The sequence below is a fragment of the Jeotgalibaca sp. A122 genome (genome assembly GCF_052266715.1).
Taxonomy (GTDB): Bacteria; Bacillota; Bacilli; order Lactobacillales; family Aerococcaceae; genus Jeotgalibaca.
On record NZ_JBQPRB010000002.1, the window covers coordinates 244,971 to 266,658 of the forward strand.

Here is a 21,688-nt window from a genome sequence, read left to right on the forward strand (position 1 = left end):
TCGATGAAAGTTTCTTATAAATGGTTACAGGAATATCTTGATATAAATGATATTACTGCTGATGAATTAGCTGAAAAAATGTCCCGTACCGGGGTTGAAGTAGATGGTGTGATTAAACCTAGTGAAGGTTTGTCAAAAATTGTTGTGGGATTAACATTAGAAGTCGTTGATCACCCGGATTCAGATCACCTCCATATTTGCCAAGTTGATGTTGGAGCGGACGAACCTATCCAAATCGTTTGTGGTGCGCCAAATATCGCGGCAGGACAAAAGGTAATCGTTGCCTTACATGGGGCGCGCATTGCGGGCAATTATAAAATCAAAAAAGGTAAAATCCGTGGTGAAGTTTCCAACGGGATGATTTGTTCATTAGATGAGCTAGGTTATCCGGAAAGTGTTATTCCGAAGAAATATGCAGATGGCATTTTCGTGCTGCCAGAAGACACAGAAATTGGACTGGATGTAACAACAGTCCTGAATATGGATGATCAAATCCTTGATATTGATATCACTCCTAACCGAGCCGATGCTCTCAGTATGCGTGGTGTTGCCCATGAAGTAGCTGCTATTTACAATAAAAAAGCGACTTTCCAAGTGCCACAATTGCCAGAGCAAACAGGGGACATTAATGACTATATAAGTGTTGAAGTGAGCGATACCAAAGATGCGCCAGCTTACCATATCCAAGTCATAAAAGATGTGAAAATTGCTGAGAGTCCGCTTTGGTTACAAACCAAATTAATGAATGCTGGAATTCGTCCAATAAATAATGTGGTGGATATTACAAATTACATTTTAATTGAGTATGGACAACCTCTACATGCTTTTGATTACGATGAAATCGGATCTAGACAAATCAAAGTGCGTCGTGCCAATGAAGGCGAACTATTCACAACACTGGATGGTGTTGAACGTACACTTGATCAATCTAATATCGTGATTACAAATGGTTCCGAACCGATTGCTTTGGCTGGCGTAATGGGCGGTTTAGATTCAGAAATAACTGATAAAACGGTAAACGTTGCTTTAGAAGCTGCACTATTTGATGCTTTATCAATCCGTAAAACAGGTACAAAATTCAATTTGCGTAGTGAGTCAAGTGCACGATTTGAAAAAGGTATCAATGTTGCAACCATTCAGGAAGCGGGCCACTATGCTGCTCAATTAATGAGTGAATTGGCTGGAGGTACTATCGTTGCGGGTACAGCTTCTGTAGATACTATAAAATCTACTGATGTGACTGTGGCCATTACATTGGAAAAGATAAATCGTACTTTAGGAACCGAAATTCCACTAACTGAAGTAGAAGCTATCTTTGAACAGTTAGGTTTCGGGCATTCAGTTACTGGTGATTTAATTACCGTTTCTGTTCCTCCTAGAAGATGGGATATCAGTATCGAAGCTGATATTATTGAAGAAGTTGCGCGTATTTATGGCTATGATCGTCTGCCGGCAACACTTCCAGTTACAGCAGGTACTCCAGGTAAGTTGACGAATAAACAAAAAGTTGTTCGTCAGTCACGTAATTATTTGGAAGCTGCAGGACTTACACAAAATATCAGTTATGTTTTAACAACCCAAGATAAAGCGAAGGCTTTCACACTTGAAACAGGCGAACCTATTCGTCTAGCCTGGCCGATGAGTGAAGATCGTTCAACACTTCGTATGAATTTACTAGCTAGTTTATTAGAAAATGCCACATATAATGTGGCGAGAAAAAATTCCGATATCCAGTTTTATGAAATAGGTAAGATCTTCCTACCTAACGAAGCGGATGTTCTTCCAATTGAAGCAGAACAAGTAGCTGGGATCTTGACGGGGAATGTGGCAAGTAAAAATTGGCAACAAGAATCTGTTGCGGTTGATTTCTACCACGTTAAAGGCATTTTAGAAGCTTACTTCGAGTCGATGGGCGTTCTTAAAGCAATTCGTTTTGAAGCAAACCGTGATATTGATTGGATGCACCCAGGTCGTACAGCAAATATTATCTTGAATAATGAAGTTATTGGTTATGTCGGACAAGTTTATCCAGGCATTGCATCTGAATATGATTTAAAAGATACTTACGTTTTTGAATTTAATTTAGATGCTGTTCTGAATGTTGATAAAACAATGGTTTCTCAACAACCAATTCCTAAATTCCCAGGAATAAGTCGCGACTTGGCCATTTTGGTTTCTGAAACGGTAACGCATGAAGAAATCAAAGCTGTAATTGAAGCTAAAGCTGGCAAAAACTTGGTAAACGTGCAGTTATTTGATATCTATCAAGGTAAAGGTATTGAAGAGGGTATGAAATCAATGGCTTATTCGTTGGCCTTCCTGAACCCAACAGCTACATTAGTAGATGAGGAAGTTACTTCAGCAGTTGAAACAGTAAAATTAGCGCTTAGTGAAGAGCTAAATGCAACAATAAGATAGTAACAAGTGCCATCCGAACAACATCTCATGTTTGGATGGCTTTTTCTTGTTAATTTACTGAAAACAAGAAGGAAACATGTTAAAATATAAAAGATGTAGCCAAAGGAGGAACGAGAATGAGCGAAGAGAAGCGTCGGTTCAAAACCATCATTGCCGGAAGACCTTATACAATTTTAGCTAATAAACCTGAAGAGCATCTTAAAACGGTTTCGGAAATTGCAAATGATAAAATCACCCAAATAAAAGCTGCCATGCCTGAATTGGATATTGAACAACGATCCGTATTGGTTGCAGTGAATGCTATTTCAGATGCTATCAGTAAGCAAGTAGAAATAAACGAATTGAAACAACGTATTTCAGAATTGGAGAAGGGAAAAACGACACAAAATAAGAGTTCTGTAAGTAAAGTTACGACTCAAGCTTCTAAAGTATTGCAGTCCCAACAAAAACCTGTTCGGGCTGAGAACAGATTGATAACAAAAAAACGTACTGCAACAAAAAGAACAAATACCCCTGGGATGCCAAGTGCGTCAAAAGAAAAGCTATTGAACAGACCAGGTGAAACTGAAAAAAGGTGATATTATGTTAACACTAATAATTTTATTCATTTTATTTATCGGAATTTATGCCGGCATGCGTCGGGGACTGATTCTGCAAGTTGTCCATACAGTGGGCTATGTCATTTCGTTTTTCGTAGCAAAAAATTACTATTTACAATTATCTGAACATTTGGAAATGTTGATACCTTACTCCCAACCTGGAATCGGGGACGAGATGATATATTACAATACTATCGAGAAATTAAATCTTGATATAGCTTTTTATAATGCTTTATCGTTCTTACTTATTATTGCAGTAGGTTGGTTAGTGACTCGCATTATCGGATACATGTTGAATTCTTTAGCTTTTATACCTGTATTGAAACAAGTAAACACGTTGGGTGGAGGAGTTTTAGGTTTTATCATGCAGTATATTGGTATTTTCCTTTCTTTAACATTTTTAACTTTTATTCCTTTTGATTTTATTCAGAATCAACTGAGTGGAAGTGGTTTAGCTAATTGGATAATCCAAAACACACCATTCTTATCTCAAACAATTTATGACTGGTGGATCGGGGTTATTGCAGGTTAATAAAAAAAAGAATCAACCGCAAGAGAGGTGAACGGGTTGAATTCAAAGATTATTAAAACTTTGGAGTTTGATAAAATTAGGCAGCAATTAGCACAGTATGCTGCTACGGAAAATGGTAAGCAAGATTTATTGGTATTGGAACCTTATACAAATTTTGAAGATGTACAACGGAAACAAGATGAATCTGATGATGGACGAAAAGTACTTCGGTTAAAAGGAGGCATTCCTGTTCCTAGGTTGAAGGATATAGGCATGCCTCTGAAACGTCTTCAAATTGGTGGTTCGTTGAACGGTAAAGAAATCGCTCAAATTGGACGTGTCCTCAGTACGACTAAAGATGTCTTGCATTTTTTTGAATGGTTCCACGAACATGAAATTGCGTTTTACCATCTTTATGATATCGTTGAAAAATTAGTAGATTTACCAGAATTAAGAAAAAGAATAAGTGCTTCAGTCTCAGACGATGGTGATATTTTAAGTGATGCGAGTCCAGAACTTAGGCGCATTCGTCAGTCCATCAAAGCGAGCGAAGGAGCAATACGGACAAAACTCGATGATTTAATTCGAAATAAGTCTAATTATCTGAGTGACACTTTGGTAACCATCAGAAATGATCGTTTCGTTTTGCCAGTAAAACAGGAATATCGTAATGCTTTTGGTGGTATCATGCATGACCAAAGTTCCACTGGACAAACAGTCTTCATAGAACCACAAGCTGTTCTTGATTTGAATAACAAACTTAGAACTTTGCGGGCAGATGAGACACGTGAAGAAGAACGTATTCTTTACGAATTATCTGCTTTACTGGAACCGAACATTAATGAGCTTCGTTATAATCATCTTATCTTGACTGATTTGGATATCATGAATGCTAAAGCGCGTTATGCCGACAGCCTCAATGCGACCAAACCTTATTTAAATAAGGATAAGCATATAGCCGTTTGGGCAGCAAGGCACCCTTTGATTGATCAAGATACTGTTGTTGCAAACGACATTTTAATTGGTGAAGAATATCAGGCGCTAATTATTACGGGTCCAAATACAGGTGGTAAAACAATTATTCTTAAAACGCTTGGTCTTATTCAATTAATGGGGCAGGCAGGATTGCAAATTCCAGCTGCAGAAAACAGCCAAATCGGTGTTTTCACTGAAATATTTGCTGATATCGGTGATGAACAATCCATTGAACAAAGCTTGAGTACTTTTTCATCCCATATGACAAATATCGTTTCTTTTCTTGATCAAGCAGATGCAAATTCCTTACTCTTGTTTGATGAATTAGGCTCTGGGACTGACCCACAAGAAGGGGCATCTCTAGCTATTTCCATTCTGGATTATATAGGAGGTAAGGGCAGTTATGTGATGGCAACAACCCATTATCCTGAACTGAAAGTATATGCCTACAATCGTCCTGGAACCATCAATGCGAGTATGGAATTTAACGGAGAGACATTAGCACCGACCTATCGTCTTCAGATTGGTATACCTGGTCGAAGCAATGCCTTCGATATTTCTCGTCGTTTAGGAATCCCCAGTCAAATAATTGAACAAGCTTCCGGCTTCATTCAAGAAGAAAATCAGTCACTGAATGAAATGATTGCTGATTTAGAACAGAAAAGACGCAAAGCTGAACAAGAATCACATCGGTTGCGTCAACAAATTGCAGAATCAGATAAGTTGTTGGAAGAACTGAAAAAAGCCACCGATACGCTAGAATTAACGAAAGCAAAAGAAATTGAGAAAGCAAAAAAAGAAGCGAACCAAATAGTTGATAAGACCAAAGAAGAAGCCGAATTTCTTATGCAGGAAATCAGGGAAATGCAGATGAATGTATCAAAAAATGCCCAAGTCAAAGAACATGAGTTAATTGGCTTGCGCAGTCAGTTCGATAAACTTCATCAAGAAGAAACAATCCCAGATAATAAAGTACTCCGTCGCGAAAAAGAGAAAAAGAAACTTAAACCAGGCGACGAAGTCATTACAGAATCTTATGGCCAACGCGGCATATTGGTAGAAAAAGCAGGAAAAAATCAATGGGTTGTTCAATTGGGAATTATGAAAATGAAACTCCCGGAAGCTGATTTAAGGAAAATTCAACCTGAGCCTGAGAAAGAGACCAAAAGAAAGAAACGTCAGATTGCCACAATTCGCTCGAGTGCAGAAAGCCATGTTGCGACCCAACTTGATTTACGTGGTTTAAGGTATGAAGAGGCGATGCAAGAATTGGATCGTTATCTGGATGCCTCTTTATTAGCCGGATACCCAAACGTTACAATTGTGCATGGTAAAGGGACTGGCGCAATCCGTAAGGGTGTGACTGAGGCTCTTAAGAAGCATCCCCAGGTTAAATCGTTCGCGTTCGCACCACCGAGTTCAGGTGGAGATGGTGCAACAATAGCGGTATTCAAGGGGTAGGCAGATAAGTAGGTTTCAAAAAAATAATTTGATATACTATATATACAAAAAAGCAAACTAAAGGGGTAATTATAATGGTTAAAGAAATTACAGATGCAAATTTTGAAACAGAAACAAAAGATGGCTTAGTTTTGGTAGATTTTTGGGCTACATGGTGTGGTCCATGTCGGATGCAATCACCAATTATCGATGAATTGGATGAAGAGATGGGCGATAAAGTAACATTCGCAAAAATGGACGTGGATGCTAACCCAGAAACACCACAACAATTCGGTATTATGGGAATTCCAACGTTGTTGGTTAAAAAAGATGGCCAAGTCGTTGAAAAATTAGTGGGTTACACACCAAAAGAAAAACTTGAAGAAGTTCTGGAACAATACGCATAATTACAAAAAGAGAAACCGGAGATATTTTCCGGTTTCTCTTTTTTAATGATTCTTGGTTATCTGGAGTTGGTGAAGGAAATGCCCTTCGGCCTGCGTGTTTGCTTGTGTACTGCCGTGGGACCGCCCTGAGCCTGTAGTCACCGGGCTTACAAGCCTCAAAGGGACCGTAGACGCTGAAGCATCAACGGTCCCTACTTTCGCATTGCCTCCTTGACACGGCCACAAGCAATTCCACCGTCCTTCGGGATTTCCGAGAAGAATACCTACCAACACCATAAATAATAGAACCTTTTTAATCTCTAATGACAATTAAATTAACGGTTTTCCCATCCATGATTTCTACTTTTGTTTCACAGCTGTAGCCGCTTAAGTGGGTCATTTGTTCAGCCAAAAACCCAGCCTCCAACTGAAAAGAAGCGGCCGGGTTTAAGAGGCGCGTTTCAATTAAATCACCCATTAATTGGAATGTTTGTTTGTTTTTATCTTTTTTTAAAACTGCCAACTCCCCAAATCCGCAATGAGAAAATGATTCTGTGATATCTTCTTTTTCAGTTAAGAGAAATTGTCGCGCTAACTCCTTCCCACTCCAATATAAAATTTCATCCCTATCATCTCCCAAAATATTGGATAACAGAAAATCTCTAATAAGTATATAAGGGAAATGTGTGGAGTCAATCAGGGCATCCCGATTTTTTGAAGACATATTTATCCTTCTTTCGTAGTTATTAATGGCATTTCTCATAAATTTCATGCATAATTTATTTGTAAGAGTTCTATATGAAAGGTGGTTGTTTGCATGAGAACTTTGAGAAAGTGGATTGGTCTCATCTTGCTTATCCTTCCTGTTATTAAATATATTCAGGACTGGCAAGAAGAATCAAAAAGAATATAGCAAAAGGGTAAAGGCTAGACACGAGGTTGTGTCTAGCCCTTACTATGCTCGCTACGATTAACGCATTCCGTGGATGCGGTTGACTTGCATACTGACGAGGAGCCCATTGCCAGGCTCTGTTATTTTTATTTTTTCATCGATATTCTGAATAATATCATCAACATTTTCTTCTTTACTGACAAGCAATAGAATATCTTTTTCAGGTTCAAGGGCTACGTTGAGGATTCTTTGTTTTTCGTGCAAACCGGAGCCTCGTCCCTTTAACAGGGTACCTGAATGGGAGCCTGTCTCCGTGACCGCCTCAACAGCTTTGCCACTAATTCCACGGTCCATGATCGTTATAATTGCTTGATAACTCAAAGAACCACCTCCAGTTAATATTTCTTTAATTGTATCATATCCAAGCTAAACTGCCGAATATTTGTTATAATATTTACGGTAACTAAAAGTATGGGGACGTTTATTATGAATGAAAAAGCAATAGGATTTCTTGATTCAGGCGTGGGTGGATTAACAGTAGTCAAACAAGCAATGAAACAATTGCCCAATGAATCCATTTACTATATCGGTGATAACGCACGTTGTCCGTATGGACCTAGGCCCGCCGAAGAGATTGTTCAATTTACATGGGAGCTTGTTGAGTTCCTGATGGAAAAAGAAATTAAATTATTAGTAATTGCCTGTAATACGGCGACTGCAGTTGCACTTGATGAGATTAGAAGTAGGGTGGATATTCCTGTGGTTGGTGTTATTTTGCCAGGTAGTCGTGCAGCAATCAAGTATTCAACAAAAAATCGAATCGGTGTTATTGGGACAAAAGGTACTATTGAAAGTAATGTCTATGAAACAACGCTTTTAGCTAAGGATCCCACTATAAAAGTAACGAGTTTAAGTTGTCCAAAGTTTGTACCATTAGTTGAAAGCAACCAATTAGACAGTTCCATCGCAAAAAAAGTGGTGTATGAAAGCTTAGAGCCTTTGGCAAAAGCGAATCTGGATACTTTGATACTTGGCTGTACTCACTATCCTTTACTCAAACATCAAATACAGAATGTAATGGGACCACAAGTGACTCTTGTGGATTCGGGGGCTGAAACAGTATCTGAAGTAAGTACGTTATTGGACTACTACGGAATTTCAGCAAATTACTCAAACCGAGCTGATCGGGAGTATAAATTTTACACAACCGGATCAGAACGACTATTTTCTGAAATTGCGACAGAATGGTTGGAGTTAGATAATATAGAAGTTGAACAAGTGACAGTTTAAAGGGGAGTTATTATTGAAAACAATTATTATTGCAACTAAAAATGCTGGAAAAGCCAAAGACTTTAAAACCTTACTTGAACCAAAAGGTTTTACTATAAAGACATTACTGGATTATCCAGAAATCCCCGAGGTGGAAGAAACAGGCTTTACTTTTGAAGAAAATGCGCGCTTAAAAGCTGAAACTATCTCTTCTTTATTAAATGCCCCCGTCTTGGCTGATGATTCTGGCATTATGATAGATGCCTTGGATGGTCAACCGGGCGTTTTTTCTGCGCGCTTTGCTGGCGAACCAAAAAGTGATGCAGCCAACAATGCAAAAGTTTTAGCCATGCTAGGGGAAATGGGGGAGTCCAATCGCCAAGCACATTTCCATTGTACTTTGGTATTGGCCCATCCTGAAAAGGAAAGTTTGGTGGTAGATGGAACCATCACAGGTCAAATTGCCAATATACCTAAGGGCGAAAATGGATTTGGCTATGATCCCTTATTTTTCTTGCCGGAATTAGGAAAAACTTTCGCTGAATTATCGGACCAAGAGAAAAATACCATTAGTCATCGTGCTCGGGCATTGATGAAATTGAACGAAAAAATAGATGAGTGGTTTGTTTAAGAATTTGGAGGGAAAGGCATGCGGATTTTAGTTGTCAGTGACAGCCACGGAAACAAACAAATACTGAATGAACTTGCTGAAAAATACGGAGACGAAGTGGATGCATTTGTCCATTGTGGGGATTCTGAGTTACCTTCGGATGACCTTATTTGGGAAATGATGGACACCGTTCGGGGCAATTGTGACTATGATGGCGGCTATGATGAATTATTCATAAGTCGTAAGCTCAGCCAACATTATGCTATCGTACATGGACATCGTCACGATGTGAAATGGTCCTTGGAACCGCTGAAAGATTTGGCACGTAAAGCAGAAGTCCCGATCGTTTTTTATGGCCATTCACATATTTTAAAATTCGACTATAAAGACGGCATCTACTTTATTAATCCAGGCAGTATCCAATCTCCCAGAGGAGACTTGAGAGAACGAACTTATTGCATTCTCTCAGTTGAATCAAACCGACTTGTCATTGAAGTGTTCAGGCATAATCATGAAAAGCTAGAATCCTTAACCTTTAAAAGCGATAAATTAATCAAATTATAACTGTATTGGAAACGAATTCATCGTATACTTAAGATAAGAAAATTTGAGGAGGGTACCTATGATCAGTGAAGAAGTGAGAAGAATGCTCCTTCAAGATGATGACGGCCAGATTTTCATATCTAGCGAAAATGTCGCAAACTTAAATATAAACAACAATCTTAATCATGCTATGTTAGTATTATCTAAAATTGGCTACAATGCTATTCCGGTATTGGACAACGAATCCCATATTCGAGGATTGGTTTCAATGTCTATGATCATTAATTCAATTATCGGTATTGATGCAATCCGTTTCGAAGAACTTGAAACTATGAAAGTTCAAGACGTTATGGATAAAAATGTTCCGATTGTCGAAGTTTCAGATGAATTGGAAGATATTCTACGAAAATTAATTGATCACAGTTTTTTGTGTTTAGTTAATCAAGAAGGATACTTCAAAGGGATTGTAACAAGAAAAGAAATTCTCAGTCGGGTTAATCATCTCGTTCATGAGATTCATAATCAATACGACTTACAGGAAAAGTCAATTTCCGGAATTCATTAAAAAAATCGCATACACTCGGTGTATGCGATTTTTTTTATTAGCTTATAAATGTTTGAGTGGGAAGTGAAATACCGGCTTTGCTCAATTCTTCCAAGTATTTCGCCAAAAAATGATCATGAACATTGAATTGCTGGCCATTTAAGGTGTAGAAAGTAACCTTCATTACCATTAAACCATTGACACTATTATTGGGCCCGATATAGCTTGGACCACTCACGATTTCTGGAAAATTAGGCACTAAGCGATCATTGACAGTTTCCAAAATATTACGTACTTTTTCGAAATCAGTATCAGCGGGAAGTTTAACCTCAATTAACGCACGCATATCGTTGCGGGAATTGTTGCTGATAACATCAATGGTGTGATTAGGTAAAAAGTGGTGGGTGCCATCGAAGCCTTGTATCTGCGTGGAACGTAATCCGATTGAGACCACTTTTCCGGAATATTCCCCGATAATTACTGAATCACCAACATCAAATTGATTTTCCAATAAAATAAAAAACCCATTGACGATATCGTTAATAAATGATTGCGCACCTAATCCTATTGCAAGGCCGGCGATTCCAGCACTGGCTAATAATGTTGAAATAGGAATACCAAGAATAGAGAGAATGGTGTATACCAAGAAGAAAGCTAGTACATAAGAGACCGTATTATCAACCATTTTATAGACAGTATTTCTTCGACTGCTTGAAATATCCATTTTATTTCGTTTCGTTTCAAAAGTACGCTTCAACAGAAATTTCACAATTTTCTTTATTAGTAGAAATACAAAAATTGTAAAAAGTAAATAAATCACTTTAGTCATAAACTGGGAGATTATGTTTGACCAATTAATGTTTTGCCACCACTGCATAAAGTAATTGGAGGACTCCACAACAGAATCAAGCGTTTCATCGATAGGGTTGTCTTCTATAAGTGTAGTTAATATTTTCATCCGTTAACATCCTTTATTTTATACTTCAACAAAAAGATTATCATGTTTTCATTTCCTGGTCAAAGGGAGTATGTTTAATCGGTTCTGAAGTGCTTTCAATAGCATTCAATAGTATCTTATGATATTATTTCATTAAGTTAAGTGTTGCAATAATGTATAGTATCTAACACTTTATTGTAGCCAAATAATTAGCAAGGGAGCGTGAATTTATATGAGTTGGGGTGAAATAGCAGGACTTATTGCGGCAATAGCATTTGCAGCATTGGTCATATTTTTAATCCTGGCAATCCGAAAAGCAACAGTTGTTCTCGGCGAGGTTTCAAAAATTGCTGAAGAAGCAAATAAGAGTGTTGCAGTGATTACTAAAGATGTAGACCATCTTTCCATAGAGGTCGAAGGATTGTTAAACAAGGCGAATACATTGGTTGATGATTTGAATGGTAAAATCAGCAAAACCGATCCGCTATTCACAGCGATTGGTGATCTTGGAGTGACAGTATCTGATGTGAATCAATCTACGCGGAACTTGGCAACATCGGTCACTGGAAAAGCACACAAGCTTAAAAAAGAGTCTACTGTCAGCAAGCTGGGAAGAACGGCAACGACGCTAAATCGTCGTCGCAAAGAGAAAAAGAATGCTGAAAGCACCAATATTAATGTCTACTAAACAATAAATTTAATAATGAAGGAGAGAATGAAAAATGGGTAAAAGAGATGGCGGATTTGTATTAGGAGCAATTATCGGGGGAGCTGCTGCAGCAATTACAGCCTTGTTGTTTGCGCCAAAATCTGGAAAAGAACTACGTCAGGATATCACAAATGAATTTGATGATTTAATGGATACAATGTATGACTACAAAGATATCGCAGTTGAAAAAGGCAGCGAGCTTGTAGAAGTTGCTAAAGAAACGACAGATGATATCAAGGTGAGTCTGAAAGATACATCCAGTCATTTGAAAACGCAATATGCTGAAACGAAAGACAAAGTATCAGAAGATTTCCGTAAAGCAAAAACCGAAGTTGATAAATCAGTTGCGGATGTAAAAGAATCTGCTGCTGTAGGGAAAGATGTTGCCACTGAAATTGTTGGAGAAGCAAAAGAAAAAACAGCGAATGAAAAACATCCAACAAATGATTTAGGATAATATATAAAAGAGCTTGAGTGGCACTGCCACACAAGCTCTTTTACTATTATTTGATAAAATCTACGTAAGCACTTATTTCTGTTGGGAAGAACGTAAATGAATGAAATCCGTCTTCGTCGATATAACCGCAATCCTCAATTCTAACACCGACTTCATTTTGAATATAGATGCCTGGTTCAATAGAAAAACACATATTTTTAATGAGTTTCATATCATTTCCGTCCATAATCGAGGGGAATTCATGGACACCTTGGCCTAAGCCATGACCCAAGCGATGATTGAAATATTTTCCATATCCTTTATCACTAATAACCTTGCGTGCAATCCCGTCTAGCTCCGAAGCTGTCATGGAAAGCGAAGCTTGCTTCATTGCTTCATCATGGGCTTGAAGGACAGTATGATAGACTTCAATTTGCTGTTCTGAAGGTGTTTCACCAAAGAATAGCGTCCGCGTCACATCACTGGCAAAACCTTTGTACATGACGCCTAAGTCAAAAAGAACAAACTGATTTTCCTCTAGGCGTCGGTTTCCTGGAGTCCCATGAGGATTTGCGGCATTATCCCCGAATAACACCATAGTATCAAAACTCATGTGACTTATACCTTGTTTTTTTAATTGATACTCAATTTCAGCCACAACTTCCAACTCAGTTACTCCGATTTTTAGAGAACGAGCTCCGATTTTAATTGCTTCATCTGCCCAAAAACCTGCTTTCTGCATTTTTTCTATTTCTTCCGGAGTTTTTTGAATTCGCAGGTTTTCAATTACGGGCGAATAGTCATGATTAAAATGGCTGGAAGGAAATTCTGACATGAGCGCTTCTAATTTAAAGACAGAGAGTTGTTGTTTTTCAATCGCCCATTGTGTGGCGTCAACCTGCATTGATTTAATTATTTGTTTTATAAGTTGCCATGGATTTTCAGTATCCATATAACTGTGGACAGTCATACTTGATACTATTCGTTCAGCACCTTCTTTATCTAAAGCGGGTGTGAAAAGGATAGGGGATGCTTCTTTGAATACCATAAGAGCGAGAATTCTTTCATGAGGTTCACTAAGATATCCGGTCAAAAGATGTATAGTACTTGGGTCATTGAAAAATACTACGTCTATTTGATCTTCTTTCATTTTTTCGGTAATAATATTTAAGTGATTATGCAATTTATTTTCCTCCTTTTTGTGGTATATTATAACATGGAATCAAAATTGTGAAATAAATCTTGTCATTTTCATGAAAAAAACATTAAAACGCTTGCATTTACATGAAAATAATGATAAGTTTTCATTGGGAATGTAATTATATCTTTATGCAGAAGTTAAATTAAAAAACACATTTATAAAAAGGGGAAAAAGGGTATGGAGAAACAAACTATTACAATTTATGACGTTGCCCGTGAAGCAAATGTTTCTATGGCGACTGTCTCACGTGTTGTTAATGGCAATCCAAACGTTAAACCATCAACACGTAAAAAAGTTCTGGAAGTAATCGATCGTCTAGACTACCGTCCAAACGCAGTGGCACGAGGATTGGCTAGTAAGAAAACAACAACAGTAGGGGTTATCATCCCAGATGTTACCAACATGTTCTTTGCATCACTTGCAAGAGGGATTGATGACATTGCTACGATGTACAAGTATAACATCATCCTAGCAAACTCAGATCAAAATGAAAGCAAAGAAATCCAAGTTCTTAATACGCTACTTGCAAAACAAGTTGATGGTATTATCTATATGGGAAATAAAATAACGGATGAACTTCGTGCTGAATTTTCCCGCTCAAAAACACCAGTTGTATTGGCTGGTACAGTTGATCCCGACCAACAAGTAGGAAGTGTTAATATTGATTATATCGATGCGACTGAAAAAGTTATCGGAAAATTAATTGAAAGCGAAAGAAAAAACATTGGATTTGTAACATCACATTTAGCGAATCCTATCAATGCCCAATATCGCTTGAAAGGTTACAAAAATGCACTTCTTTCAGCAGAGATTTCTTTTAACGAAGGAAATGTATTTGAAAGTGACGGTTCAGTGGATGCAGGTGAAGCTTTGGCTACCCAATTACTTGAAAAAGGAATTGATAGTGCTTATGTGACAGATGATGAATTAGCAATTGGTTTGTTAAATGGAATCATCAATGCAGGCGTTAAAGTACCAGAGGATTTTGAAATTGTTTCAAGTAACAATTCAAAAATCACGGATATGGCGCGTCCTAAATTGAGCTCTATCATGTTACCACTTTATGATATCGGTGCCGTAGCAATGCGCCTACTGACAAAAATCATGAACAAAGAAGAGATTGACGAAAAAACAATAACATTACCATACAAAGTTGTTTATCGTGGAACAACACTTACAGAAGAAGAATAACAAAAAACCGTATCCCCAATTTTGGGGATACGGTTTTTTGTTAATTGTTGTTATTTTCAGTTTTTTCTTTCTCTTCTTTTTTCTTAGCTTCCTCTTCCGCCTTCTTCTTGGCTTCTTCTTCCGCCTTTTTCTTTGCCGCCTCATCCTGTTTTTTCTTATCAGCAGATGCGACTTGTTCTACTTTTTTCTTAGCTTCCTCTTCAGCTTTTTTCTTAGCTGCAGCTTCCGCATCACTTAATCTTTTCTCTTCCGCGTTCCAGAAAGCCAATCTGATGTCAACATCTGTTGCACCAGGTGAGAAATTATAAGTAGGAGCTTTTGGTAGATTAGTTTCCTTGAATAAATCTGTTCGTTTCGCTCCATCAACAGTAACTGTTTTATTTGTTCCCGGGATAGTTACTTTTCCAGGAAGGGTACCCGTACTTGCGACGACGGATTTTTCTACGATACCACCCGGACGTTGATGTACCTGGTCTGTACCAAAAGTTTCTGGACTAACAGCATTAACTTTATTGGCTATTAAGGCCCAGTATTTCATATTATTAACCGATGGCCACCCCGTAAAATATGGGTCATCGAAAATATGGGTTTCAAACTTATTATTATACCCTACCCATGAACTTAAAGTAACAGTAGGAGTACTTCCAATAAACCAGTAGTCGGTGTTTTTATCAGATGTACCTGTCTTAGCTGCCAAGTCGGAACTGAAATTCAGGTAATTTTTGATTTGCTTGGAGAATCCTTGGTCAACAACATCACGTAAAATATCTAGTGTTAAGTACGCAGTTTGATCAGAAAAAACTTCCCGTGATTCGGGTTCATGTTCATAAATGACATTCCCATCAACATCTTCAATTCTTTCAATTAGATAATGGGGAACAAAATCACCATGATTAGCAAAAGTAGCAAATCCATTTGTTTGTTCCGCTACGGTGACGTTTGTCGTACCTAAAGAGAAAGCTCTCAATCCTTTTTCGTTATCAATTGTTTCATAATCCATCATATCCATGTATTTATAGGGCTCCATTCCCTTGGATAACATTTCAATATAAAGTTTAGCTGTCGGATTATTCATAGATTGATACAGAGCCTCGCGGGCTGTTACCAATTTGTTGGAAATTTTCTCACCAATATTTGAAACTTCCCATATCCCTTCAGAATCACGCGCCTCTTCACCCATTGGCGTATCAGGCAGCATTGAAGCCGGTGAAATTAAGTTCATTTCAATGGCCGGAGCATAAACAGCTAAAGGTTTGATGGTTGAAGCAGGGGAACGTGGGGCATCAAAGGCATGATCTACTTGGTCAACTGAAAAGTCAACACCGCCAATAAACCCTAGCACCCGTCCCGTTGTGTTTTCAAGTAATACACTACCTGATTGAGCCAATTCAATTTGCTCTTTCGTTTCTCCTGTTTCTTCATCTACATAAGTATCAATATATTCTTCTCCTAGATTCGGAGCATATTCAGCTGCTGCTTCTTGCATCGCATTATAAATGTCTTTGTCGATAGTAGAATAGACTTTCAAACCAGCCGTTTCTAGGTAATCTTGATTTCTAAAATAGTACTCATTATATAAATCAACATCTGCATCGACTTCTTCAAAACTCAAACCATTTTTTTCAGCCTCGACAGCCATTAAAGTTTCAATCGTTTGCTTCTCTACTTGTTGGTAAAGGAAGTTATGATTATCTAAATTGCTATCTTGTTCGAGAACGAAATCTGCTGCAATGTCATAGGTCATTGCAGAGTCATATTCTTCTTTTGTGATTGTTTGCTCTTCAAACATCCGTGTCAGAACTGTTTTCATCCGGTCAATACCAGCTGAATTATCTTCATATAATTCACCGGTATTTGTGTATGGGGTATAGATATATGGATTCTGCGGTAAACCTACTAGAAAGGCAGCTTGTGGTAAGTTCACCTCATTAGCATGAACACCAAAAATTCCGAGCGCTGCTTCTTCAATACCAGCGACGTTTGAACCGGCGCTATTACGTCCAAAAGGAGAAACATTCAAGTAGGCTGTCAAAATTTCGTCTTTATCAAAATAATTTTCCAATCGCATCGCCAACAACATTTCATTTACCTTACGCGAAAAGGTGACTTCGCTTGTAAGTAATTGTTGCTTAACGAGTTGTTGCGTGATTGTTGATCCACCAGTTGTTGCACCCACACCCGTTACTTCCGTGATGAGAGCTCTTAGAACAGCTTTGGGAACAATCCCATTATGCTCATGAAAGTATTCATCCTCCGTCGAAATCAACCCATCAATTATATAAGGTGAAATTTGATCGTGTTGGATAACCGTACGTTGAATATCTGTACGCACTTCAGAAATCCTGTCACCATTGCTGTAATGAAGACTTGAAACTAATTCTACGTTTCCGATTGCCTGTGACATCACTGTGCGATCTGGCGGAGTTTCTGTATCAACCAATGAGGCAAATAATCCCAAGCCCACACCGGCACCCAGAAAACCTAGAAGTGCAATAATCAGTGCAATTGAAATCATAATCGTTTTTACCACACCGTAAGTAACATTAAAACCAAATGCACCTTTAGATGCAATCATATGTAAATTCTTGTTTGACTTGAGTTGCTTATACGTATCTTTTAAAAATAGCGAAGTACTGACATATAACTTTTTCGAGAATGCAGAAACTTGTTTTGAAATTGCGTCAAACTGGTTCCCGTTCGAATTATTCATTTTATCCCTCTCTCTAATATCCATAGTCTCGAACAATTATACCAAAAATTGGAGCATGTATCTATTTTGTGGCTTGATAGATATAAAAAAGAAACCAGACTGTAATATAACTGGTTTCTTTTCGATTTAATTTGTAAGTTCAACACTCTCAATTGTCTCGCCAATTTTCGCTAAGCGGTCTTCGACTTCACTTGCCGATAAATGATGACCCAAAACATATCTATTTCTAGGAGATACGCGACATTCGTGTGAACAACCCCGTAAGTATTTATGTTCGTTTTCCTCCGAAGAAAGGAATTGACGATTACAATCTGGGTTTCCGCAGTTAACATAACGTTCGCAAGGAGAACCATCAAACCAATCTTTACCTACCACAACATGTTCTTTGCGGTTAATGTCAACAGCGATGCGCTCGTCAAAAACATACATCTTGCCATCCCAAAGCTCGCCTTGAACCTCTGGATCTTTTCCATAAGTAGCAATCCCACCATGTAATTGGCCGACATCATTAAAACCTTCTTTAACTAACCAACCGGAGAATTTCTCGCAACGGATTCCTCCAGTACAATAGGTTACGACACGTTTATCCATGAATTGTTCTTTGTTATCACGAATCCATTGTGGGAGTTCACGGAAATTACGGATGTCAGGTCTAACCGCTCCACGGAAATGACCTAAGTCGTATTCGTAGTCATTTCGTGCATCGATAACTACTGTGTTTTCATCCAGGATTGCTTCTTTAAATTCTTGCGGTGATAGGTAATCGCCGGTTACTTGATTAGGATTTAAATCATCCTCTCCCAATTGTAGAGAAACAATTTCAGGACGGTAACGGACAAACATTTTTTTGAAAGCATGTCCATCTGCCTCATCAATTTTCCACATAATGTCATTAAATCGTGTATCTTCGTTCATAAGGGCGATATAGGCATCTGTTTGTTCGATTGTTCCTGACAAAGTCCCATTGATGCCTTCCTCTGATACCAAAATACGACCTTTCAAACCTAGTTTTTTGCATACTTCTAAATGTTCTTTAGAAAATGTTTCTGCATTTTCAATTTCTACATATTTATAAAATAGTAGGACACGAAAATCTCCTGCCATGATAATTCCTCCAATAATTTTTACTTTTACTCTTTATTATAGTCCTAATAGTTATTTGTGGCTACATAAAAGCTCACATGTTAGACTTTTAAACAAAAGGGGGGATAGTGTGAAAAAATGTCTCGTCATTATTAATCCATCATCCGGAAAAGCAGACTTCCATAAATTTTTAAATATTTTAACTGAAAAATTGAATCAACAATATTTTCCGGTCGAGATAGCTTACACAAAAGGAAAAGGAGATGCAACCCAATTTGCGAAAGATACCACTGCAGATATTATTGTGTCAGTTGGTGGAGATGGGACCGTCCGAGAAGTAGTAAATGGCATGATGCAAAATGAGAACATGGCTACCTTAGGTATTGTACCTGCTGGGACTGTTAACGACTTGGCTCGTTCTTTGGATATTCCCCTAGATCCTAATGAAGCCATTAACATATTAGGACAGAATAGTATTCAAAAAATTGATGTCGGATCAGTGAATACTTCTTACTTTATCTCGTTGATTGCCCTTGGAGGCATTCCCCAGGCTATTCATGATGTAACTTCACAGGCTAAAAATAAATGGGGAAGGGGAGCATACTTTATGAACGGTGTTCGGTATGCTTTTAAACAACAAAGTTTTCCCTATAAAATCCAGTTGGATAATCAGGAATTTGAAGGGGAAACCTCCTTATTAGTCATATCTTTGCGAAATTCTGTAGCTGGAATGGAGAAGTTTTTTAAAGATTCAAAACCCAATGACGGTAAGCTGCATATCATGTTCTTTCCTATTTTTAAGCTAATAAAAGCCGGTTTCTTTGTCGCACAAATACTAGCGGGCAAAATTCACCAGAATCCGCAAATAAATATTTTTTCGTTTTCAGAGGCTAAAATCGAAGTCCCAGAAAATTCGAGCATCAACATTGATGGCGAAAAAGAGCAAGGAGGTAGCCTGGTTATTAAAATATTTCCCAAGGTTTTACCCGTGATTGTAAAAAAATAAAGATTCAATCATTTATGGTGTTGGCCAGTATTCTTCTCGGGAATCCTGTAAGGCATTTCCTTCAACAAACACCAATTAACCTACATAAAGAGGAGCAGGGAGATAACTCCCTGCTCCTTATCTATTACGAATAATTCAACACAAACGTGCTCAAAAAGACAGCCCCGACGCCACTTTGTCCTGGTTATTGCTGCTTCAGCAGCTTACAAACATGATACACTTGGGCGTCAGCCGACAGTGCCCCCATAATAATGCTCAGCTGGTCTGCGACCTTCCTATGCTTATTCGTTCCAGTGGTTCAGGGCTAAACGCCTTTTTTCACACTCTCCTGTACTTTAGTCCATATATTTTTCAGTTAATTCCAGAAATGCTTTCGCATCTTCGGCCATAATATCAATGCCTTGTTTCCAAAAATCTTCTACGGTGATATCTTTACCTAAGTGTTTTTGGACAAGGTCTTCTGTTCTCATTACTGCTGTATCTCTCAACAAGGCAATATATTTATCCTCAAAACCTTCAGGATTCTTTTTGTATTCTGCAAAAATGCTTAAACTGAATAAGAAGCCGAAAGTGTAAGGGAAATTATAGAAGGAAATATCATCAATGAAAAAATGAAGTTTTGAGGCCCAAAAATGGGGATGATATTCACTTAGCTGATTATCAAATGCTTCTTTTTGAGCATTTACCATTAATTCTGATAAGCGATCGGCTGTTACCAGTCCATTTTGACGTTCGGAATAGAAGGCATTTTCGAATAGGAAACGCGCGTGAATATTCATAAACATTGCCGTCGCATTTTCCAGTTTTGTGTTCAATAATGAAATTTTTTCTTCTTCAGATTCAGCTGCTTCTACCGTTGCACTAGCGACAAGCGTTTCAGCAAAAGTTGAGGCTGTTTCTGCCACATTCATTGCATAGCGAGTATTCATGCGTGGTAAATCCCACATTGTATAGCTATGGAAGGCATGACCAATTTCATGAGCCAACGTGCTCATATCGCTTGCTGAACCGGTAAAGGTCATAAAAATCCGTGATTCTTTTGTTTCGGGTAAGCTTGTACAATAACCACCCGGCCGTTTCCCCGATCTATCTTCTGCCTCAACCCAACGATTTTCAATTAAATTTTGTGAGAATTCTGCCAACTTAGGACCGAATTTGGCAAAGTTTTCGATAATAAAATCTACGGCTTCATCATAGCTAAATGTACGAGCTTTGAAATCGCCGATGGAAACTGGCGCATCAACATCGTACCAAGCTAGTTTTTCCTTGCCCATCAAAGCAGCCTTACGGTTCATGAAGTCCAAGAAGGGGTGTTTATTTTTGCTGATGGCGTTCCACATTGCATCCAAAGAAGCTTTTTCAATGCGATTGTAGCGTAATGGCTCTACCATAAAGTCTGTTTCACCGTGTAATTTATAGTTTTCCAGACGGAATCCTTGCAAATGGTTCAATGTATCTGCGAAGAGGGGTGCGAAATGTCCCCAAGCTTTTTCCCATTCCACAAAAATTTGTTTACGCACTTGCGGGTCTGGATCTGAATACATCCGGTTCATTGCTTGGCCAGCTGATAATTCTTGTATATTTCCATCTTGATCTTTAACAGATATTTTAATCAAAGATACAAGTGAATCGTAATGATTACTCCAGGCCTGGAATCCATCCTGGCTTAATTTGGAAATCACGTTTTCTTCCTTTTCACTCAAAAGACGCTTTCCTTCGTCACGCGTTTCTGATAAAGCAAAGGATAATGCACTAAAAGCATCATTACTGATTAATGTTTTAAAATCTTCGTCAGTAATGGTTGCCAGTTTTTTGACGATTGTATTTTGTATGATGGTATAGTTTCCGCGAAGCTTAGCTACTTGGAAAAGTACAGTGCCTGCATGCGCATCAGAAACGTCTGCTGATTGAACGGCATTAATATAGCTTCCAGCTTGGCCGAGACCGTTTGTTATCACTTCACTTTTTGATATAAGAACAGAAAGACCATGATAATCAGGTTTATCGTTCAGTGGCTTCCATTCTTCAGCTAGTTGGGTATATTCATCCAATAAGGTGCTTATTTCTTTAAGCTTGTTCTGTAGGGCATCAGAGTGACTGCCTCCGGAGAAAATACTTTCCAAGTCCCATGTCAATGCATATTTCATTTGAAAACTTCCTTCCATTAATTACTATTATTTACTTTAGACTATTACTTTCTAAAACGCAAAAGGAATTGCATGAATCAT

General features: G+C 38.2%; 19 protein-coding genes and 1 pseudogene. 13 read left to right on the forward strand and 7 right to left on the reverse strand.

From position 1 onward, the window contains the following. The first annotated feature begins 3 nt into the window (after positions 1-3). From pheT to trxA, 5 genes are all read left to right on the forward strand, one after another. Complete coding sequence (pheT, locus tag ACTU7M_RS03795) at positions 4-2,418, forward strand: phenylalanine--tRNA ligase subunit beta (protein ID WP_443473043.1); 2,415 nt, start codon at positions 4-6, stop codon at positions 2,416-2,418. A 116-nt stretch (positions 2,419-2,534) separates the two neighbouring features. Continuing rightward, on the forward strand, positions 2,535-2,996 hold the full coding sequence (locus ACTU7M_RS03800; protein WP_443473044.1) for a cell division protein ZapA: 462 nt from the start codon (positions 2,535-2,537) through the stop codon (positions 2,994-2,996). Between the two features lie 4 nt (positions 2,997-3,000). Further along, the gene (locus ACTU7M_RS03805; protein WP_443473045.1) at positions 3,001-3,549 is read left to right on the forward strand and encodes a CvpA family protein; all 549 of its coding nucleotides are present in this window, start codon (positions 3,001-3,003) and stop codon (positions 3,547-3,549) included. A gap of 36 nt (positions 3,550-3,585) precedes the next feature. After that, positions 3,586-5,964, forward strand: a complete 2,379-nt coding sequence (locus tag ACTU7M_RS03810) for an endonuclease MutS2 (RefSeq protein ID WP_443473046.1) — start codon at positions 3,586-3,588, stop codon at positions 5,962-5,964. 74 nt (positions 5,965-6,038) lie between these two features. Then, a complete protein-coding gene (gene trxA, locus ACTU7M_RS03815) occupies positions 6,039-6,350 on the forward strand; it encodes a thioredoxin (protein WP_443473047.1) in 312 nt (103 codons plus the stop codon). A gap of 292 nt (positions 6,351-6,642) precedes the next feature. Here trxA and ACTU7M_RS03820 read toward each other — a convergent pair whose 3' ends face one another. Beyond that, positions 6,643-7,053: a DUF2507 domain-containing protein gene (locus tag ACTU7M_RS03820; protein WP_443473048.1), complete on the reverse strand. Its 411-nt coding sequence runs from the start codon at positions 7,051-7,053 to the stop codon at positions 6,643-6,645. A 246-nt stretch (positions 7,054-7,299) separates the two neighbouring features. Next, complete coding sequence (locus ACTU7M_RS03825; protein ID WP_443473049.1) at positions 7,300-7,602, reverse strand: hypothetical protein; 303 nt, start codon at positions 7,600-7,602, stop codon at positions 7,300-7,302. A gap of 90 nt (positions 7,603-7,692) precedes the next feature. On the opposite strand from ACTU7M_RS03825, the gene racE reads away from it, so the two are divergent. From racE to cbpB, 4 genes and pseudogenes are all read left to right on the forward strand, one after another. Further along, the gene (gene racE, locus ACTU7M_RS03830; RefSeq protein ID WP_443473050.1) at positions 7,693-8,511 is read left to right on the forward strand and encodes a glutamate racemase; all 819 of its coding nucleotides are present in this window, start codon (positions 7,693-7,695) and stop codon (positions 8,509-8,511) included. 16 nt (positions 8,512-8,527) lie between these two features. After that, positions 8,528-9,121, forward strand: a pseudogene (locus tag ACTU7M_RS03835) (XTP/dITP diphosphatase); the annotation flags it as partial. A gap of 18 nt (positions 9,122-9,139) precedes the next feature. Continuing rightward, a complete protein-coding gene (locus ACTU7M_RS03840; RefSeq protein WP_443473051.1) occupies positions 9,140-9,664 on the forward strand; it encodes a YfcE family phosphodiesterase in 525 nt (174 codons plus the stop codon). Between the two features lie 58 nt (positions 9,665-9,722). Next, on the forward strand, positions 9,723-10,208 hold the full coding sequence (gene cbpB, locus ACTU7M_RS03845; protein ID WP_443473052.1) for a cyclic-di-AMP-binding protein CbpB: 486 nt from the start codon (positions 9,723-9,725) through the stop codon (positions 10,206-10,208). Positions 10,209-10,245: 37 nt separating this feature from the next. On the opposite strand, the gene ACTU7M_RS03850 is transcribed toward cbpB, so the two are convergent. Further along, positions 10,246-11,145 (reverse strand): mechanosensitive ion channel family protein, encoded by a 900-nt coding sequence (locus ACTU7M_RS03850; RefSeq protein ID WP_443473053.1) that lies wholly within the window; start codon positions 11,143-11,145, stop codon positions 10,246-10,248. 211 nt (positions 11,146-11,356) lie between these two features. Here ACTU7M_RS03850 and ACTU7M_RS03855 point away from each other — a divergent pair, with 211 nt between their 5' ends. Both ACTU7M_RS03855 and ACTU7M_RS03860 read left to right on the forward strand, forming a co-directional pair. Further along, the gene (locus ACTU7M_RS03855) at positions 11,357-11,812 is read left to right on the forward strand and encodes a DUF948 domain-containing protein (protein ID WP_443473054.1); all 456 of its coding nucleotides are present in this window, start codon (positions 11,357-11,359) and stop codon (positions 11,810-11,812) included. A 34-nt stretch (positions 11,813-11,846) separates the two neighbouring features. Next, entirely contained in the window at positions 11,847-12,290 is a 444-nt protein-coding gene (locus ACTU7M_RS03860) for a YtxH domain-containing protein (RefSeq protein ID WP_443473055.1), read from the forward strand. A 46-nt stretch (positions 12,291-12,336) separates the two neighbouring features. Here the strand turns inward: ACTU7M_RS03860 and ACTU7M_RS03865 are convergent, their stop codons facing one another. Further along, positions 12,337-13,419: an aminopeptidase P family protein gene (locus ACTU7M_RS03865; protein WP_443473137.1), complete on the reverse strand. Its 1,083-nt coding sequence runs from the start codon at positions 13,417-13,419 to the stop codon at positions 12,337-12,339. 228 nt (positions 13,420-13,647) lie between these two features. On the opposite strand from ACTU7M_RS03865, the gene ccpA reads away from it, so the two are divergent. Continuing rightward, entirely contained in the window at positions 13,648-14,661 is a 1,014-nt protein-coding gene (ccpA, locus tag ACTU7M_RS03870) for a catabolite control protein A (protein ID WP_443473056.1), read from the forward strand. A gap of 40 nt (positions 14,662-14,701) precedes the next feature. On the opposite strand, the gene ACTU7M_RS03875 is transcribed toward ccpA, so the two are convergent. Both ACTU7M_RS03875 and trhO read right to left on the reverse strand, forming a co-directional pair. Then, complete coding sequence (locus ACTU7M_RS03875) at positions 14,702-17,371, reverse strand: transglycosylase domain-containing protein (RefSeq protein WP_443473057.1); 2,670 nt, start codon at positions 17,369-17,371, stop codon at positions 14,702-14,704. Positions 17,372-17,497: 126 nt separating this feature from the next. Then, positions 17,498-18,475 (reverse strand): oxygen-dependent tRNA uridine(34) hydroxylase TrhO, encoded by a 978-nt coding sequence (gene trhO / locus ACTU7M_RS03880; protein WP_443473058.1) that lies wholly within the window; start codon positions 18,473-18,475, stop codon positions 17,498-17,500. Between the two features lie 109 nt (positions 18,476-18,584). Between trhO and ACTU7M_RS03885 the strand changes: the two genes are divergently transcribed. Further along, positions 18,585-19,460, forward strand: a complete 876-nt coding sequence (locus ACTU7M_RS03885; RefSeq protein WP_443473059.1) for a diacylglycerol/lipid kinase family protein — start codon at positions 18,585-18,587, stop codon at positions 19,458-19,460. A gap of 335 nt (positions 19,461-19,795) precedes the next feature. On the opposite strand, the gene ACTU7M_RS03890 is transcribed toward ACTU7M_RS03885, so the two are convergent. After that, positions 19,796-21,607: a M3 family oligoendopeptidase gene (locus ACTU7M_RS03890; protein WP_443473060.1), complete on the reverse strand. Its 1,812-nt coding sequence runs from the start codon at positions 21,605-21,607 to the stop codon at positions 19,796-19,798. Positions 21,608-21,688: the final 81 nt, after the last annotated feature.

What these genes read in the sequence shown, in the direction of transcription:
- ACTU7M_RS03840 (WP_443473051.1), top strand. Translation starts at nt 9,140, where the DNA reads ATGCGGATTTTAGTTGTCAGTGACAGCCACGGAAACAAACAAATACTG.
- ACTU7M_RS03865 (WP_443473137.1), bottom strand. Translation starts at nt 13,419, where the DNA reads ATGAAAGAAGATCAAATAGACGTAGTATTTTTCAATGACCCAAGTACT.
- trxA (WP_443473047.1), top strand. Translation starts at nt 6,039, where the DNA reads ATGGTTAAAGAAATTACAGATGCAAATTTTGAAACAGAAACAAAAGAT.
- ACTU7M_RS03875 (WP_443473057.1), bottom strand. Translation starts at nt 17,371, where the DNA reads ATGAATAATTCGAACGGGAACCAGTTTGACGCAATTTCAAAACAAGTT.
- cbpB (WP_443473052.1), top strand. Translation starts at nt 9,723, where the DNA reads ATGATCAGTGAAGAAGTGAGAAGAATGCTCCTTCAAGATGATGACGGC.
- ACTU7M_RS03860 (WP_443473055.1), top strand. Translation starts at nt 11,847, where the DNA reads ATGGGTAAAAGAGATGGCGGATTTGTATTAGGAGCAATTATCGGGGGA.
- trhO (WP_443473058.1), bottom strand. Translation starts at nt 18,475, where the DNA reads ATGGCAGGAGATTTTCGTGTCCTACTATTTTATAAATATGTAGAAATT.
- ccpA (WP_443473056.1), top strand. Translation starts at nt 13,648, where the DNA reads ATGGAGAAACAAACTATTACAATTTATGACGTTGCCCGTGAAGCAAAT.
- ACTU7M_RS03890 (WP_443473060.1), bottom strand. Translation starts at nt 21,607, where the DNA reads ATGAAATATGCATTGACATGGGACTTGGAAAGTATTTTCTCCGGAGGC.
- ACTU7M_RS03820 (WP_443473048.1), bottom strand. Translation starts at nt 7,053, where the DNA reads ATGTCTTCAAAAAATCGGGATGCCCTGATTGACTCCACACATTTCCCT.
- ACTU7M_RS03855 (WP_443473054.1), top strand. Translation starts at nt 11,357, where the DNA reads ATGAGTTGGGGTGAAATAGCAGGACTTATTGCGGCAATAGCATTTGCA.
- pheT (WP_443473043.1), top strand. Translation starts at nt 4, where the DNA reads ATGAAAGTTTCTTATAAATGGTTACAGGAATATCTTGATATAAATGAT.
- ACTU7M_RS03805 (WP_443473045.1), top strand. Translation starts at nt 3,001, where the DNA reads ATGTTAACACTAATAATTTTATTCATTTTATTTATCGGAATTTATGCC.
- ACTU7M_RS03800 (WP_443473044.1), top strand. Translation starts at nt 2,535, where the DNA reads ATGAGCGAAGAGAAGCGTCGGTTCAAAACCATCATTGCCGGAAGACCT.
- ACTU7M_RS03850 (WP_443473053.1), bottom strand. Translation starts at nt 11,145, where the DNA reads ATGAAAATATTAACTACACTTATAGAAGACAACCCTATCGATGAAACG.
- racE (WP_443473050.1), top strand. Translation starts at nt 7,693, where the DNA reads ATGGGGACGTTTATTATGAATGAAAAAGCAATAGGATTTCTTGATTCA.